Below are 16,523 nucleotides of genomic sequence, written 5' to 3' on the forward strand. Positions count from 1 at the left end.
CAGATATGCCGTTCTCAGCAGTGAATGTGCGGTAAAATAAAAAAGCAGAAGAAATCGGCGGTTACCGTCCAATTTCTTCTGTTTTTTTACCATAGGCCAGGCGCTGCAGTCACAACGATTTGTTTTTTTGTAAACGGATGGAGTAAATGAAGTTGTGAAGCATGGAGCATTAAACGAGCTGCCTGCGATTTTGGGTTGTATAACGGATCACCAATAATTGGATGCCCTTCGCTAGCTAAATGGACCCGAATTTGGTGCGTCCGACCTGTTTCTAAAACACAGGTAACTGCGGTTTGATTGTTAGAAAGAGCTTGGACCACTTGGACATGTGTAATCGCTGAATCCCCTTTTTGAGGATCAATCCGTCGTTTCCGGCGATCATGTCGATCACGACCAATCGGCTGATTGATTGTCTGCTCTTTTTGGTTAAAGTGACCAGCTACAATCGCTTGATATTGGCGGTAAATTTGTTTTGTTTCTAATAAACGACCTAAAATAGGTAAGACAAAAGGATTTTTAGCAAAGACAATCGCACCACTGGTTTCTTTATCTAATCGATGAACGACATAAGGGACCTGATTTTTCTCGGCTAAATAGGCAGCAACATGATTTAACAAGGTGTCTGTTTCCTGTGGCTGATTTGGATGGGTTTTAATGCCATAAGGTTTATTTACAATCATTAAATGTTCATCTTCATATAGAACCTTCACACGCGTTGCTTCCCCAAAATGAATAGTGGGACGCACATAATCGGTTTCTTCAAACGTTAAGGTGACACAATCGCCAGCTTGGACTGGAAAATGAAAAGCAGCTGTTTCTCCGTTGATTTTGACATTTTTTCGCGTGCGTAAAAAATGGCGCACTTTTCGAGGGACTAGCCACTCATTTTCTAATAGTTCTTTTACAGTCATTGTTGAAAAATTTTCAGGTAATCTCATTGAATATTCCACCAAATCCCACCTTTCACTGATTCGCTATTTAGTGTAACAAAGCTGCTCAAAAGGTCAAGTCAGAACGGAAAAAAAGCTGAAATTTGTTAGAAAGGCAGTTCCTTGAGAGATTCTTAAACAAATTTACATAAAAAACGAAGAAAAGCATGATAGAATAGAGGCTAAATAAAGACTCGTTTCTAAACGTAAGCAATTATTTACCTCTAGCGAAGGCCACATTTCCTTTGCTACAGCGAAAAGATCATTGAAATTGTTTTTCAAGAATTTTTCATGCTTTAGACCTAGGTCGTACCCACAAGAATATGGTAGACTTAGCCAAGAAACGTAAATAGAGGGAGTACTATGGACAATCTTAAACAATTTTTTAGTAAAGTCGGTGTCGGATTACGTCATTTTTGGACGTGGATAAAGCCTTATTTAATACAATTCCATCAAGCCAGAAAGCGGATTTGGAAAAAGTATCAAATCAATAAAATTTTCTTGTTAATTGGTTTGGTAGTCGCTTTAGGTGCCAGTATTTATTTATTTTACTTAGCCAAGTCCGCAAACGTTGAGACCCTAAAATCGGGGCTAAGTGAATCAACACGTGTTTATGATGAATCAGGAGAGGAAGTCGGAAAGTTATTCGGGCAAAAAGGAACTTTTGTGGAACTGGATAATATTTCTCCTTATATTCAAGACGCGGTTATTTCAACTGAAGATCGCGGGTTTTATCAACATAAAGGGTATTCCATCAAAGGGATTGCCCGTGCGGTTGTTGGAAAATTGACCTTCGGGAAAATCGGTGGCGGTGGTGGAGGAAGTACAATTACGCAGCAATTAGCCAAAAATGCTTACTTAACGCAAGAGCAAACGTTAGATAGGAAAGCCAGAGAATTATTCTTAGCGATTGAAATCGAAAAGAAATATTCGAAAAAAGATATCTTAGCAATGTATTTAAATAATTCTTATTTTGGTAATGGTGTCTGGGGCGTACAAGATGCAGCTCGTAAATATTTTGGCGTGGATGCGTCTCAAGTTACAGTGGGGGAAGCCGCAACGCTAGCGGGCATGTTAAAAGGGCCAGGAATTTATAACCCAATTGATTACATTGACAATGCCACAGCGCGACGGAATACCGTTTTACAACTAATGGTCGACAATAAAAAACTATCTCAAGAAGAAGCCAATCAAGAAGCGAGTGTTAACTTAGCGAGTCTATTAAATGACACCTATGTTGGCGACGAAAATAGTTACAAATATCCATATTATTTTGATGCGGTAATTGATGAAGCAGTCAATCGTTATAAATTTAAAGAAGAAGATATTTTAAATAAAGGCTACAAGATTTACACTTCTTTAAATCAGGGGTATCAAGATGCGATGGATGCAACTTATAAAAATGATGCACTATTTCCACCCAATGCAGAAGATGGTGCCATGGTTCAGAGTGGTTCTGTAGCCATTGATCCGAAAACCGGCGGCGTGCAAGCACTGGTGGGCGGTCGAGGGGAACACGTTTATCGAGGCTTTAACTTTGCAACGCAAACAAAACGTTCACCAGGCTCGTCCTTAAAACCAATTTCAGTCTATACACCAGCTTTAGAGGCTGGCTATAAACCAGACTCTATTTTAGAAGATAAACCACAAGATTATTATCCAGCGCAAAACTATAGCCGCACGTACAGTGGAGAAGTTCCTATGTATCAAGCCTTAGGAGAAAGCTTAAATTTACCAGCGGTGTGGTTATTACATCAAATTGGTTTAGATAAAGGCTATGAAAAAACAGAGAAATTTGGCATTCCGTTATCAGAAAAAGATCGGTACTATGGTTTAGCCCTTGGGGGATTACAAACGGGTGTTTCGCCACTAACTATGGCGGGAGCTTATAGTGCCTTTGCCAATGAAGGCTATAAAACTGAAACGCATTTAATTACAAAAATCGTCGACTCAACTGGCGCAATTGTAGTTGATAATACTAAAGTCAAGAAAGAGCAAGTCATTACCAAAGATGTTGCAGATGGGATTACAAGTATGTTACTAGGGGTCTTTAGTTCTGGGAGCGGGGTCAACGCACAACCGGCAGGCTATGTAATGGCTGGTAAAACAGGTACGACAGAAACCAACTTCGATAGTAGTAAAACGAACGATCAGTGGGTGATTGGTTATACACCAGAAGTTGTCATTGCTACTTGGTTAGGCTTCCAAGAAACCAGTAAAACCCATTATTTGGAAGGTAGTAGCGCCACATATGCCTCTCAGGTGTTCAACAGTCAAGCCAGTGGCATCTTGCCACAAGTCAAACAAGCACAATTTCCTGTCGCGGATGCTTATGCCACAGGTGGGAAAGTTGTTGATAGCAACGATAGTTTAACCGGTGGTGCCAATTCTAATTGGCGGGATAACTTAAAAGACTTTGGAAACTCTGTTCAAGATGGCGCTAGCAATTTCGGAGATACATTGAATGAAGTTGGGGGACAAATTAAAGACGGCGCGAAAAAAGTCAAAGACAAGATTGAAGGAATTTTCGGAGGCTTATTAGGAAATTAGTTGGGAAAACCTAAGAGAAATGGTACAATAAAGATGAAACTATTGAGAAAAGAGGGATTCCATTGAGTAACATTTATGATACAGCCAATCAGATTGAACGTGAACTACGTGAGTTAGACGAATTTAAAGCATTACAAGCAGCGTATGAAGAAGTAAAAGCAGACGAAGCAGCTTACACATTGTTTAAAGAATTCCAAGGATTCCAACAAGGACTTCAAGAAAAACAAATGCGCGGCGAAGAATTCACGGATGAAGATGCTGAAAAAGCACAAAGCATTGCAACGAAAGTGCAAGAAACAGCAGTTATCAACGAATTAATGCAAAAAGAACAAGCGTTTAGCTTAGTTGTCAATGATTTAAACCGAATTATCATGACTCCTGTGCGTGATATGTATAACGATTAATAAGAAAACCCTAGAGAAGCACTTGCTTCTCTGGGGTTTTCTTATTATTTAATTTTATGAATAGCTAGCTACTCTTGGTAATTTTGAATCGATAATTCTATAAAGTTTGTTAGCCAGTTTCCAAAATTTAAAATGTAAGCATGAGGGCCAATTAAGGTAATTCTAACAAGGTTTCTAGGCAAAAGCTGATATTCAAAACTTTTATTTTGCTGATTGCTACCGTAAACAGAGTTGAAATGTTTTAGTATTTTATTTTTAACGAATTCAATATCACTTTCTGTGTTAAGTGAGAAAGTCAATGTTACAAGGCCTTCATTGTTTTGTGGAACATCTTTCACATAAGATTCGATAGCGGTGTTCTTTACAATGATATCATCTGATTTTCCTAAAAAATCATAAATATCTCGTTCTGAGAAACGCCATTGTCCACCAATTTTTGTTCCTTTTATTTTCCCTTCTTTCAAATAATTCCGAATGGTTCTTGTGGTCACATTTAATTCTTGGGCCAATTGTTCTACAGACAACATATTTAGAAGTCTCCTTTAAATATTTATAATTTTATTAGCGTATTGACTATTTTTTTTATCATGAGATGTAAAGATGAATATTTTATCTTTGACACATTCTAATAATGTTTCAAAGATTGCTTGACTGGATTCTTCGTCAATATTACTGGTACTCTCGTCTAAAATATAAACATCGGCATCCGCTAAAATAAGTCTTGCGACTGCAATTCTTTGTTTTTCTCCACCAGATAAATTACTGCCGTTTTCAGTTAAAACAGTTTCCCAGTCCTTAGTTTTCAAAATAGGATTAAGAATGCCTGTATTTAAAATAAGTTGTTTTTGTTCATAGGATAGAGGCGTTCCCATACCAATATTTTTTTCTAAAGTTTCTGTGAGTATTGTTGGTTCTTGTGCCAAATAGGCAATTTTGTTTCTCAAGCTTTTATTATTTATTGCATTGATTGGTAAATCGTTAATCATAATTCCTGATGATTTTCGAAACTTTAGTAATAGTTTTAATAAAGATGATTTACCACTTCCAGATTTTCCCGTTAAATAAACTCGATCCCCATTTTGTAGATTTTCTTGGATCCTGTATTGAAATTGGTTACCGTCTATCTCGAATGTTGGGAAAAATAACTGAATGCTTACAATAGCACCTATATCTATGTCACCATCTCTTTCTATATTTTTGTCTAAACTATCTTTTATAAATGTATTTGCTGTTGTTAAAGTATTTAAATCGATAGTAACTTTAGATAATTCACTCAAAGAGGAAAAAAACAAAGGCAAAAGGATACTTAATATAATTAGACTGGAAATGGGCAAGGTATCTGCCGCAATTAACATACTTGTTCGAATATAAACAAAAGTTTGGAAACTTTGATTAATAAAAGCAACAATACTACTAGTGCTTTGAGCGAATTTATTAGTACTAGCTACGGATTGATACATTAAATTGATTTTTTCGTAGAGTAAATTTTCTAAAATTTCAGCTGAAATGCCGGCTTTAACAGCATCTTGATTTGATAACGTAGAGATTAAATTTTTGTTTGCAACAGCTGCATTTTTTTGCATGTTTTCCATTCGAACTTTTAATTTTTTATTTATATACTTAAATCCAAAATAGTTTAAAGGAATCAATAAAACCATGAATAAAACAATTTCAATAGAAAGATAACTGACCATAAGTAAAGATAAAAGGATAGTGAAAATTGATTTAATTGTCACACTGAAGCTAGATATCAAAAATAAATAAAGTGCATCCACAGCACTAAAAATACGATTAATCAAATAGGTTGGCTCAAGAGTAATGTAAGAGTCATACTTAATGTGTATCATTTTATTAATTAGAGTAAATAAGTAATTGGAATTGAATCTTGCAGCAAAATTTTCTTTATAAACCATGATAACTAATTGTATTACTAAAGACAATAACATGGCTAAGAAAATATAGATCATTGCCTGTGAATTAAGGTTTTTTTTATTTGTTAGATATTGAATGATAATTGGTGCAATTAAAGAGGTTAATGTGGTGACTATAGCAGTCAAACTAACTAGAAAAACAAATTTTTTATTTTTTTTCATAATCTTTTCCATGATTTGCAACTCCCTTTCGTACTTAAACACATTGTATATAATTTCATAATATATATCAAATTTTTCACTGTTTTTCCTAAATTTTATCGAATTAATAGGAAAATATTTGACACACGAAGGAAAAGTATGTATTATTTAAAATATATTTAAGGAGCTGATTATTTAGGAGAGGAGGAATTTTCTATGAAATTTAATAAACCAGAATTGAAAAAAATTGGCAAAACAATTCAATTAGGCTGTATGTGTGGAATCCTTGTAGGTACTGGAACTTAAAAAACAATTTTGAATAAAGAAATGTAATCTAATCAAATTTTTCATTTAATATTACGAAACGATAAATCTTAGCTCCTTAAATTTTCTATCTTTAATTAATAATGTACGCTTAAGTTTAAATGCTCTCAGGCATACAAAGAAGGGAAGGATAATTTTTGTTAAAATTTTATTTTTATAGAAACAAGGTTATAGTACATAATCCAATTATTAGTAGTTGGATTGGTATAGAAGAAAATGAACTTCCTATTCTCGAAAAATATCTAAAAACTAGAGATAGACATGATATCTCAAAAGACTTATTAAGAAAAATAGAATTGTATAGAATCTTTGATTTCACTGACTTGGAAGTAGAGGGGAATTTTCATAAATTAATAGAAAATTTCTCTATTCCACGCACGGTATATATTGTTGTAACCGAAGAATGTAATTTAAAATGTACCTATTGTTATGCTGAAGCAGGTCCAGGTAAAAAGCTACGTAGAGAATTAGATTACGAAGAGTATGATAAGATTTTTAAACAGTTAAAGGTAGCTGGAGTAAAAAAATTGTTTTTACAGGTGGAGAAGTTGGTTTAAAAAAGAACTTCTATAAGATATTAGATAATGCATATAAAAAAGGATTTATCTGCAACTTAATATCCAATGGTAGAGTAGCCTATAACATCAAACAAGCTAAGTTTTTATCTGAACGTTGTTACAAAATTACAATCAGTTTAGACTCTTTAAATGAAAATAACAATGATGACAATAGAGGAAGAGGATGCTTTAAAGTTGCTACAAAGGCTTTAGAGAATCTAATAAAACTTAACTTTAAAAATTTAGCCATTAATCAAACAATTACTAAAAATAATATTGCTGACATTGATACAATGGTTACCTTTGCAAAATCTCATAAAATAAACTTAAATATTGGAACTTTTTGTAAATTGGGTAGAGGAATTGACGATATTTCTCTTACAAAAGTTGAAAGAAAAGAGATTGATCGGATTGCGATGAAATACAAGAAAGCTTTGAATCCATTTACAATTAAAGTTCATTGTGGTCAAGGTATCGGAGAATTTTCAATTGATCCCATGGGAAATGTCTATACTTGTAAGTTATTGGATCAAAAAGATTTTTACTTAGGGAATGTTAGAGCCGAACCGCTAGACTATATTTTTAAGAATAAAAAAATTGATCACTTCTCTTATTCGTCCCTTGGTATGGAGCCGTGTAAAAATTGTTCATTCAAACTGCTTTGTGGAGGCTCGTGTAGAGCAAATCATTATTATTCAAAGTCAAAGGATGATTCTTCGAATGTAATCAATAATGAGGAATGCAAAATAATCAAAGGAATGATTTTGGAACAAATGTATCAATTTGTATATGGAGGTAAAGAGCATGCTTAGTATTAATGAAAAAATTAATTATGAAGACAAAGGAGAGTTTTTAGTTATATCATTAAATGAGGATGGTTTTATGCTTGAAGATAAAACTTCAATATTTATTTTTCATAGAATCGAAGCTAAAAAATTTAAGAATATTGATGAAGCTGTGTCTAGGTTATCTAAAGAATTTGATACAGATAATCAAAATATGTATATAGTAAGAGAACAAATTAAGGCATTTATAGAAGAGCTATTGAAATATGATGTGGTGGTGATGAGGCAATGAGGTTTGTTGCAGAAGGAATATCTATGTTGCCAACATATAAAGAGGGAGATATTTTAATAGCACAATGTAGTAACTTTGAAATAAGTACAGGTAAAATTGTTGTGATAAAAAGTCTATACAACAACTTTTTTGCACATAGAGTAGTCAGTATAGGAGAAGGTCTAGCCATATGTAAAGGAGATAATTTTAAATATTTTGATCCCCCTATAAGAACTAATTCAATTTTAGGCGTGATAGAGGATCAGGCAGATGACAGCTACGTGAAAGAGAAGATAAAAATAAGAGCAATATATAGTAATGAAAAAATTAGTGACAATTTTAATATCTTGGTTCTTTCTAAAAATCTATTGAGAGAGATACATTTAGAAAATTTGATGAACTTTGAGGTACCTGTTGATTCAGAAGAATCCTGTATTTATTATAGATATTTAAGCAATAATTTACCTAAAAACCAAAATGATTTTTTTAATAAATTTGATTCAATATTCAGTATTTGAACTTATAGAAAGGACTACTTTAGTACCTGTTTTTAGAGTAATCCTAAATTTGAAATCATTTATAAAAATTTTCACTTATTATTCTTACCAATTATAGATATTTTACTTTTATGAATATAAGAAGAAACGGACAATCTAAATACTTGTTTTTTCGACAGAATCAGTTAACCTGATTCTTTTTTTGTTGAAAAAACGAACAAATTTTCGTATGTTTTTACTGACCAAGCTGGCAGAAAATGATATGATAGAGGAAGGAGAAAAGGAGGGGAAACGATGAAACTATTGCATACAGCTGATTTACACATGGATCGGTCTTTTGAAGGGTTAACTAGGATCCCGACAGCCTTAGCGAAGCGCTTAAGAGAAGCTAATCAACAATTGTTAATGAATATCGTAACAGTTGCCATTCGAGAAGTGGTGGACTTGGTTATTTTTGCAGGAGATACGTTTCATCAAAGTCAGACCTCTATTTCAATGCAAGCCCAATTGATGGCCGCATTAGAACAGTTGAAACAAGCAGAAATCCCTGTGATTCTAACATTTGGGAATCATGATTACTATAAAAAAGACCGCTATTGGTTTTCTTTTCCGGACAATGTCTTTTTATTTGAAAAAGAAATGGTTGAGACACTGTATTTTGAAACGAAAGCGGGCGAACAAGTGGCTGTTTCGGGGTTTAGTTATGAGCATCCCTGGATTGACGAAAATAAGGCACTAGAATTTCCTATCAAACAAGCAGATTCTGACATTCATATTGGGATTTATCATGGAGACACCAGTCGGAAAGCGCAACAAAATTATGCTCCGTTTACATGGAAGGATTTAAAAGCCACTGGCTATAATTATTGGGCATTGGGCCACATTCATCAGCCGCAAATTGTTAGTGAACAACCGCTAATTGTTTATCCTGGAACACCTCAAGGACACACGAAAAAAGAACAGTCTTTACAAGGGGTTGCAGTGGTCACACTTTCCCAAAATCAAGCTACTGTTCAATTTGAAAAAGTCGCAGAAATAGATTGGACGAATGTAGAAGTATCTCTTGCGCAATGCCGTGACACCCAAAGCGTTTTGTCTTATCTTGAAACCAGTTTGCTGACGAAGTGGCATGCGCATCAGCAACAGCAATTGATGGCGTTGACACTGAAAGAAACGCAACATTTGGATGTGACCGTGGTGCAAGCCATTGTCAATGGTGAACTATTAAGCTACTTACAGCAGCAGCTTTTACAAAAAACGCAAGGTGATTTTTTTGTTTATCGCCTAATATTGCAAGCAGAGGAACCAACGAAAGAACCGATCTATTTAGCCGCTAGTCCCAACTTATTAACGGCATTAGAAAAAACATACTTAGACCCAGTTATTTTTGAAGATACCACCAAGGAATTGTTACGTTATCCAGAATTTGCTGGAATTTTTTCAATGGATGAGCAGTGGCGATTAGAGAGCTTGCGCCTAGCACATGAGCAAATTAATGAAGACTTTACTATTCAGGAGGACCCACTATGAAATTACTTGCAGTAGAGATTGTGGGCTTTGGAAAGTGGCAACAACAGAAAATTACATTTGAATCTGGTAATCAATTGCTGTACGGCGCAAATGAAGTTGGCAAGTCCACATTGTATCAATTCATTCAAGCAATGCTGTTTGGGTTTCCCACAAAGGGCAAAAGAAAACGCGATTACGCACCTAAAAATGGTGGCTCGTATGGTGGTCGTTTGTGGTTGGAACATCCTGTGTTTGGGGAAGTTCAAGTCGAGCGTTTTAAAGAAAAAAATAAAGGGCAAGCAATCATTTATTATCAACAACAAATGGGGGATGAAAAAACCTTACAGCAAATGTTACATCCGCTAACGAAAAAGTTATTTCAAGAGGTTTTTACTTTCCAACAAGAACAATTAATTACGAGTGACAAGTTGACAGAAGAGGAACTGCAAACATCCTTATTAGCCATTGGTGTTTCTGGTAGTCAACAACTTTTGACTTACCGAAATGCGTACTTTAAAGAAGCACAAAAAATCTTTAAAGGTAAAGGACAGCAGCCATTACTCAATCAGAAGTTGGCGGCGTATCAAGAACTAAAAGAGCAAATTCAAGAGAAAGAAGCGCAGCAACAAACTTTTCAACAATTAGAAGAAACGATTCGCGAAACAGAACAACAGCGAGTGACACTGCAACAGCAATTAAAAGAAACACAACAGGACTTGTTACAGGTTGCGGAACAGCAACGTCACTTTCCCTTGTACGAAGAATGGCAGTCGCTACCTGAAGAAACAGAGAACGTTGTTTTAGTAAAAGAAGACCAAGTTCAATTAGAAGAAACCTTTCAAGAATATATGTACCTAGACAAAGAACGACAATGTTTGACCAAAGAGTTATCTCTTCAGTCAGAAGCGCTCGATGTTCCAGAAGGCTATGCTTTTTACCTAGAACAAGAAGCATTGATTCAACAATTATTGAATCAACGCTATGATATGCAACAATTGATGACGGAATCGGAATGGATGACCCAAACCTTTGAGCAAAATCGTCAAGAAATGGTCCTTTTAGAGAACGAATGGTCATGGTCGCCTGAACGACCACCACAGCTTTTTTATGACAACGAAACCGTTCAAAAGTGGCGCCAACAACAAGTTGCGTATACGCAAGCTCTTCAAAAAGGACAAGAACAGAAAGCATTCTTGGCTTCTCAAATTGAAAATCTGGAAGACCAGTTAACGGATTTTGAAAAAGAGCATGCCGCATTTTTTGGTGAAGCGACGCGTGCCCAAAAAGCGCAGAAAACAAGTCAACCACTTTGGTTATTGCTAGGAAGTATCCTTGCATTACTCGGTTTCTTTTTGCCAAGCCCTTTAAAATGGGGCCTAGTTCTCGTGGGAGTTAGTTTTATCGCGAAAGAAGTGCTTAGCTACGCCACTAGAAAAGAAGCTTCCTATGATGAAGTGAAAGAAGAATGGCAGACGAAACTTTCGCAACTAGATTATTTAAATGAACAGTTCCAACAAGCGCTGAATCAAGAACGTGAGGCACAACTGCAAGTGGAACAACTTGAACAAGCAGTAGCTGAGCAAGCCCAAGTCCATCAATTAGGAAAAATGAATCAAATTGATACTTTAATGAATCAGCGGGAATTGATTACGCGCTATTTATTGCTTGTTCAAACAAATGAAGAACTCATGAGTCAATTGAAGGAAAATCAACAAAAACGCCAAGTATTTGAAGAACAAGTCTTCCCATTGATGACGCATTTACCCTTGCAAGGAAAGAGCCTTTCCGAAAAGTTACACTTTTTAGAAGGATTTGCTGAAGAAATGGAGAAAGTTCGCTTTGCTCAAGAGTATCAAGCAGATGGCTATCTCAAACAGCAGTTACGAGAGTTGAAAACTAAACAGCAAGAAGCATTAATACGAATTCAGCCTTTACTAATTCGTTATCGGATTCTATCAATCGCTGATGTTCCAAGTAGGATTCAACAGCTGACCACTCAGCAAGCCCAAGTTGGTCGTGGGCAAGAATTAGCGACACAATTAGGCAATCTGTTTCCAGAAGCGGTAACAGAAACAACGTTAAAAGACCGTTCTTTACAACTGGCGCAGCAACAAGCACTGGAAGAAAGCCAGTTAGATAAAATACAAGAACAGTATCAAGCGCTGATTTATGAAAAACAACAATTAATGACGGATGGTACCTTAGATGAGTTGTATCAACGCCAAGCGATTTTAAAAGCGGAAATCAAAGAACTAGCTCAACGTTGGTCTGGGTATCAACTGGCGGGGCAACTGTTAATGGACCTATTAACAGAGCTTTCGGAACAACAATTGCCCAGCTTATTACAGTATGCATCAAGCTACTTTGCACTTTTAACAAGCCAGCGTTATCAATCAATCCAAGTAGCCGAAGGTCAACTAGTTGCGGTGACGAAAGAACAAGAAATGTTTTATTTACATGAATTATCAACTGGCACTAAAGATCAATTGATGATGGCTGTTCGTTTTGCCTTTTTAGCAGTCCAAGGCGAGCAACTGATTTGTCCAATTATCATTGATGATGGCTGGTTACACTATGATCATCAAAGAAAAGCCCAATTAGCTGAATTATTTACTAAGTTTGGTCAAAAACAGCAAGTCATTTGTTTTTCTTCTGACCAAGAAATGGTAAGCTATTATCAGGACTTACAACAAAGAGTAATTGCGTTAGAAGGAGGAAGCGTCAAGTGAAAAAATTACGTGAATTAACAGTAGAAGAACTTTTCGAATCATTTGTTCTAATTAAAAATGCCGATGTGCGTGTAGCTAAAAATGGGAAAAAGTTTATTGCCTTTACCTTTCAAGACACATCTGGCACGATTGACGGAAAATATTGGGACGCCTCTGAGGATGAAATTACACGATTTACTGCGGGGAACGTTGTTTTACTGAATGGGAAACGAGAAGTTTATCAAAACAAACCCCAAGTAAAAATTTTACACATGCGTTTAGCGACAGCAGAGGAACCAAGCCAGCCAAGTTTATATATGGAACGAGCGCCTTTGAAAAAAGAAGAGATGGTTGAGGAAATCAATCAAGTAATTTTTGAAATTACCAATGCTCATTGGAATCGTATTGTGCGCTATCTCATGACGAAATACCAACAAGAATTTTATGAATTTCCTGCAGCCAAACGGAACCATCATGCTTTTGCGAATGGCTTAGCTTACCACACTGTCTCAATGTTGCGCCTAGGCAAAGCAATTGCTAAGGAATATACTGAAATTAACACGTCACTATTATACGCGGGGATTATTTTACATGACTTAGGAAAAGTTTTAGAATTATCTGGTGCTATTACGACAGAATATACGGTGGCAGGGAACTTAATTGGTCATTTAGTTTTGGTGGATGAGGAAATTACCAAGGCGTGTTTGGCTTTGAAAATTGATGATCGAGAAGAAGACGTTGTCGTTCTTCGGCACATGGTCTTAGCCCACCATGGATTGTTGGAATATGGCTCACCTGTGCGACCAAGAATTATGGAAGCGGAAATCTTACATCAAATTGATACCATGGATGCGTCCATTCAAATGATGCTAGGGGCAATTCGTCAAACACAGCCTGGGGAGTATACGGAACGAATCTTTGGTTTAGATAACCGCAATTTCTATGTTCCAAAAGATAAATAAAAAAAGAGAGTGGTCAATCGACCACTCTCTTTTTTATGCTTATTTAGAAGAAGATTCTGTTGTTTTGCTTGAAGAATCTGTTGCTTTTTCAGAGTCGCTTGTTTTGGTATCGCTTGTTTTAGAATCACTTGATTTTGATTCTTTTTTCTCTGAAGAAGCGCTTGAAGATTCAGTTTGCATGTAGCCTGCTAAAGCGTTCTTGAAGGCATCATCTTTAATTTTCACATTGGCCGCTTTTAATTCATCGCTAATAACTGTTGTTTGGAATGTTGTATCGGATAATTTTTCTTTTTCAGCAATTTTCTTGATCTCTTTTTCATAAGGTTTCATGTCATTGCCTTTTGCTTTGTTTTTCGTCATTTTCACTACATAGTAAGTTGTTTGGTACGTTTGTGCGTTTGTTGCAGCAATTGGTTCTGATACTTCGTCATCTTTTAGTTTGAAGGCTGCTTCTTTAACTTCTGCAGGAACAGTTGTTGATTGTGAATCAAATTTAATTTTACCGCCGTTTTTTTTCGTTGCAGCATCTGTTGATTTGTCTTTGGCAATTTTTGCGAAATCACCGCCGTCAGTGATTTCTTTCTTGACAGCTTTTGCATCATCTTCTGAAGCAACTTGTATAATTTGTGCTTCTACTTCTGGATGGAAGTTTGCCCAAGCTGTTTTCAAGTCTTTATCTGTAATTTTAAGATGTGCTTTCATGCCTTCTTGGAAAGCAGCAGTTTGTTTTAATTGTTTTTTTAAATCTTTTTCAGTTAAGCCGTATTGTTTTAAAGCATCAGTGAATTTTGTACCTTGTGCTTCCAGTTGTTCTTTAGTATCGTCAAATTTCTTTTGAACATCTTTATCAGTGACTTTATTACCATATTTATCTTCAAAGACTTTATAGACAACCATTTGGCTAAACACTTGTTGGCTAGTGCTTTGCCCTTTAATTTGGTTATAAAAATCATCAACAGTAATTGTTGAACCTTTCATTGTTGCGATATCTTTTGAACCGCTTGAACACGCTGCTAAACTAAAAACGGCCATTGCGCCCGCTGCAGCTAAGATTAGTTTTTTCTTCATTCTCTTATGCACTCCTGTTTTTTTTAGTTTTATTTCTGTTATAACTATACCATACCTTATTTTGAAAAAGAAAGAGTCTCAGGCATAGTTTCAAACAAAATTCGTATTTACGTCACACTTTTTATTTTTTTAATAACAAAAGAAATAATTAACATCAAAGACTTTACTTTTGCTTGTTGGTTTGTGTGTCAGGTAATTCAGCCGTGATTTTGGCAATTTGTTCTTTAATTTGAGCAATCCGAGGTTCCGCTTGGAATTTGAAATCAGTGATTTCTTGTTGCAGGTCTTTTGAAAATTCAGTTGCCAGAGGAACGTTTTCTTCGACAACTGCCAAATTTCGTTGCACCTGATCCCAGTCATTCGTGACTTGATTTTTCAGTGAACGATAGTCCTCTAGCTCATTGATTAAATGTTGGCGTGTTTCTTTCCCGCTTCTTGGAGCAGCCAACAAGCCGCCAATGGTACCAGCAGCTGCGCCAAAAAAGAGACCTTTAATAAATTTTTTCATTTAGTTCACCTGCTTTGCAATGGTCTCAGCAATTTCTTGCATCGCTTCGGCGGAGTAGTCCTCTTGATGGTTGCCAAAATGAATAGAGAAATCATCTTCTTTTGAATAACGGGGAATCAAATGAATGTGGGAATGGAAAACGGATTGATAAGCCACTTCCTTATTGTTATTTAAAATGTTTAATCCTTCCATTTCTGGAAAAGCTTTTTCTAATGCTCGTGCTACTTTAGGAATACGAGCAAAGACGTCGCTTGCTAAAACGTCATTATATTCAAAAATATCAGCAACGTGTTGTTTTGGAATCATTAAGGTATGCCCTTTGGTCACTTGTGTAATGTCTAAAAACGCGTAGACTTTCTCGTCTTCATAGACTTTATAACTTGGGATTTCGCCGTTGATAATTTTACAAAAAATACAATCATTCATGAAAAATTCCTCTTTTCTCTAGGTTCTTTCCTTTACTTTACCACAAGTTGATTTCTCTGTGGATGAAAAAGTACGTGAGTTCGCTAAAAAGTTCGTTTCATTTCGTGTATAATAAGAGAAAGAAAAAAATCCATTTAATTAAGGGAGTAATTTTTGAATTCTTGGTTCGCTTAGGGTTTAATAATGGTAGAGAGAAAAGGTTGGAGGCAAAAGAAATGAGCTTAACAATTGAACATTTAACAGGAGGTTACGGCCATATTCCTGTCTTAAAAGATATTAATTTTGACGTCAAGTCTGGTGAAATGGTTGGTTTAATCGGCTTGAATGGTGCGGGAAAAAGCACCACCATCAAAAATATTATTGGGTTACTTATGCCACAAAAAGGCAAAATTATGATTGACGGGGAAACATTGCAACAAGCCCCTGAAGAATATCGTAAAAAAATCGGGTATATTCCGGAAACACCTTCTTTATATGAAGAATTAACATTGAAAGAGCATATCGAAGTAACGGCCTTGGCTTATGATATTCCATTAGAAGAAGCGTTCAAACGAGCAGAACCATTACTAAAAACGTTCCGTTTAGACAATAAATTGGAATGGTTTCCTGCTAATTTTTCAAAAGGCATGAAACAAAAAGTCATGGTACTTTGTGCATTCTTAATTGAACCGAGTTTATATATTATTGATGAACCTTTTCTAGGCTTAGATCCTTTAGCAATTCATGCTTTATTAGAATTAATGGATACGATGCGTAAGCAAGGGGCAGCGATTTTAATGTCCACGCATATTTTAGCAACAGCTGAAAAATATTGTGATCGCTTTGTGGTGCTACACGAAGGGAAATTACGGGCAAACGGTACAATGGCTGAATTACGTGCAGAATTTAATTTACCAGAGTCTTCTTTAGATGATATTTATCTTGCCTTGACAAAGGAAGAAAAGGTGGGGTAA

The 16,523-nt window shown here is 35.7% G+C and carries 16 protein-coding genes and 1 pseudogene; 11 read left to right on the top strand and 6 right to left on the bottom strand.

What is annotated here, in order from left to right; genetic code table 11:
* Window positions 1-86 precede the first annotated feature (86 nt).
* Window positions 87-950 carry an RluA family pseudouridine synthase gene (locus tag IGI63_RS11885; protein ID WP_002355515.1) on the bottom strand — a complete coding sequence of 288 codons (864 nt, stop codon included), beginning with the start codon at window positions 948-950 and terminating at the stop codon, window positions 87-89.
* Window positions 951-1,292: 342 nt separating this feature from the next.
* Here IGI63_RS11885 and IGI63_RS11890 point away from each other — a divergent pair, with 342 nt between their 5' ends.
* Both IGI63_RS11890 and IGI63_RS11895 read left to right on the top strand, forming a co-directional pair.
* Window positions 1,293-3,479 carry a PBP1A family penicillin-binding protein gene (locus IGI63_RS11890; RefSeq protein ID WP_142957298.1) on the top strand — a complete coding sequence of 729 codons (2,187 nt, stop codon included), beginning with the start codon at window positions 1,293-1,295 and terminating at the stop codon, window positions 3,477-3,479.
* Between the two features lie 62 nt (window positions 3,480-3,541).
* Window positions 3,542-3,883, top strand: coding sequence for a YlbF family regulator (locus tag IGI63_RS11895; RefSeq protein ID WP_002355518.1), 342 nt, complete (start codon window positions 3,542-3,544; stop codon window positions 3,881-3,883).
* A 68-nt stretch (window positions 3,884-3,951) separates the two neighbouring features.
* Here IGI63_RS11895 and IGI63_RS11900 read toward each other — a convergent pair whose 3' ends face one another.
* Window positions 3,952-4,410: a helix-turn-helix domain-containing protein gene (locus IGI63_RS11900; RefSeq protein WP_002368000.1), complete on the bottom strand. Its 459-nt coding sequence runs from the start codon at window positions 4,408-4,410 to the stop codon at window positions 3,952-3,954.
* A gap of 15 nt (window positions 4,411-4,425) precedes the next feature.
* Window positions 4,426-5,988, bottom strand: coding sequence for an ATP-binding cassette domain-containing protein (locus IGI63_RS11905; protein WP_429975843.1), 1,563 nt, complete (start codon window positions 5,986-5,988; stop codon window positions 4,426-4,428).
* Between the two features lie 428 nt (window positions 5,989-6,416).
* Here IGI63_RS11905 and IGI63_RS11910 point away from each other — a divergent pair, with 428 nt between their 5' ends.
* The 8 genes and pseudogenes from IGI63_RS11910 (at window position 6,417) to IGI63_RS11945 (ending at window position 13,568) form a co-directional block, all read left to right on the top strand.
* The gene (locus IGI63_RS11910; RefSeq protein ID WP_429975844.1) at window positions 6,417-6,836 is read left to right on the top strand and encodes a hypothetical protein; all 420 of its coding nucleotides are present in this window, start codon (window positions 6,417-6,419) and stop codon (window positions 6,834-6,836) included.
* 17 nt (window positions 6,837-6,853) lie between these two features.
* Window positions 6,854-7,075: pseudogene (locus IGI63_RS11915) on the top strand (radical SAM protein); the annotation flags it as partial.
* Between the two features lie 54 nt (window positions 7,076-7,129).
* Window positions 7,130-7,648, top strand: coding sequence for an SPASM domain-containing protein (locus IGI63_RS11920; protein WP_429975845.1), 519 nt, complete (start codon window positions 7,130-7,132; stop codon window positions 7,646-7,648).
* Window positions 7,641-7,913: a hypothetical protein gene (locus IGI63_RS11925; RefSeq protein ID WP_002368006.1), complete on the top strand. Its 273-nt coding sequence runs from the start codon at window positions 7,641-7,643 to the stop codon at window positions 7,911-7,913. Before IGI63_RS11920 ends, IGI63_RS11925 begins: the two co-directional genes overlap by 8 nt.
* Complete coding sequence (locus IGI63_RS11930) at window positions 7,910-8,410, top strand: S24/S26 family peptidase (protein ID WP_429975846.1); 501 nt, start codon at window positions 7,910-7,912, stop codon at window positions 8,408-8,410. Before IGI63_RS11925 ends, IGI63_RS11930 begins: the two co-directional genes overlap by 4 nt.
* A 273-nt stretch (window positions 8,411-8,683) precedes the next feature.
* Window positions 8,684-9,919, top strand: coding sequence for a metallophosphoesterase (locus tag IGI63_RS11935; RefSeq protein WP_429975847.1), 1,236 nt, complete (start codon window positions 8,684-8,686; stop codon window positions 9,917-9,919).
* Window positions 9,916-12,627, top strand: coding sequence for an ATP-binding protein (locus IGI63_RS11940; RefSeq protein WP_429975848.1), 2,712 nt, complete (start codon window positions 9,916-9,918; stop codon window positions 12,625-12,627). The genes IGI63_RS11935 and IGI63_RS11940 overlap by 4 nt, the downstream gene beginning before the upstream one ends.
* Window positions 12,624-13,568 carry a 3'-5' exoribonuclease YhaM family protein gene (locus IGI63_RS11945; RefSeq protein WP_429975849.1) on the top strand — a complete coding sequence of 315 codons (945 nt, stop codon included), beginning with the start codon at window positions 12,624-12,626 and terminating at the stop codon, window positions 13,566-13,568. Before IGI63_RS11940 ends, IGI63_RS11945 begins: the two co-directional genes overlap by 4 nt.
* A 39-nt stretch (window positions 13,569-13,607) precedes the next feature.
* Here the strand turns inward: IGI63_RS11945 and IGI63_RS11950 are convergent, their stop codons facing one another.
* From IGI63_RS11950 to IGI63_RS11960, 3 genes are all read right to left on the bottom strand, one after another.
* Window positions 13,608-14,636 carry a peptidylprolyl isomerase gene (locus tag IGI63_RS11950; protein ID WP_429975850.1) on the bottom strand — a complete coding sequence of 343 codons (1,029 nt, stop codon included), beginning with the start codon at window positions 14,634-14,636 and terminating at the stop codon, window positions 13,608-13,610.
* Between the two features lie 163 nt (window positions 14,637-14,799).
* Window positions 14,800-15,144: a YtxH domain-containing protein gene (locus tag IGI63_RS11955; protein ID WP_002355526.1), complete on the bottom strand. Its 345-nt coding sequence runs from the start codon at window positions 15,142-15,144 to the stop codon at window positions 14,800-14,802.
* Window positions 15,145-15,570: an HIT family protein gene (locus tag IGI63_RS11960; RefSeq protein WP_002409159.1), complete on the bottom strand. Its 426-nt coding sequence runs from the start codon at window positions 15,568-15,570 to the stop codon at window positions 15,145-15,147. It abuts the gene before it with no gap.
* Between the two features lie 215 nt (window positions 15,571-15,785).
* Here IGI63_RS11960 and IGI63_RS11965 point away from each other — a divergent pair, with 215 nt between their 5' ends.
* Window positions 15,786-16,523 (top strand): ABC transporter ATP-binding protein, encoded by a 738-nt coding sequence (locus tag IGI63_RS11965; protein WP_010826382.1) that lies wholly within the window; start codon window positions 15,786-15,788, stop codon window positions 16,521-16,523.

Origin of the sequence: Enterococcus sp. DIV0086 (assembly GCF_050498705.1) — a bacterium.
GTDB lineage: Bacteria > Bacillota > Bacilli > Lactobacillales > Enterococcaceae > Enterococcus > Enterococcus faecalis.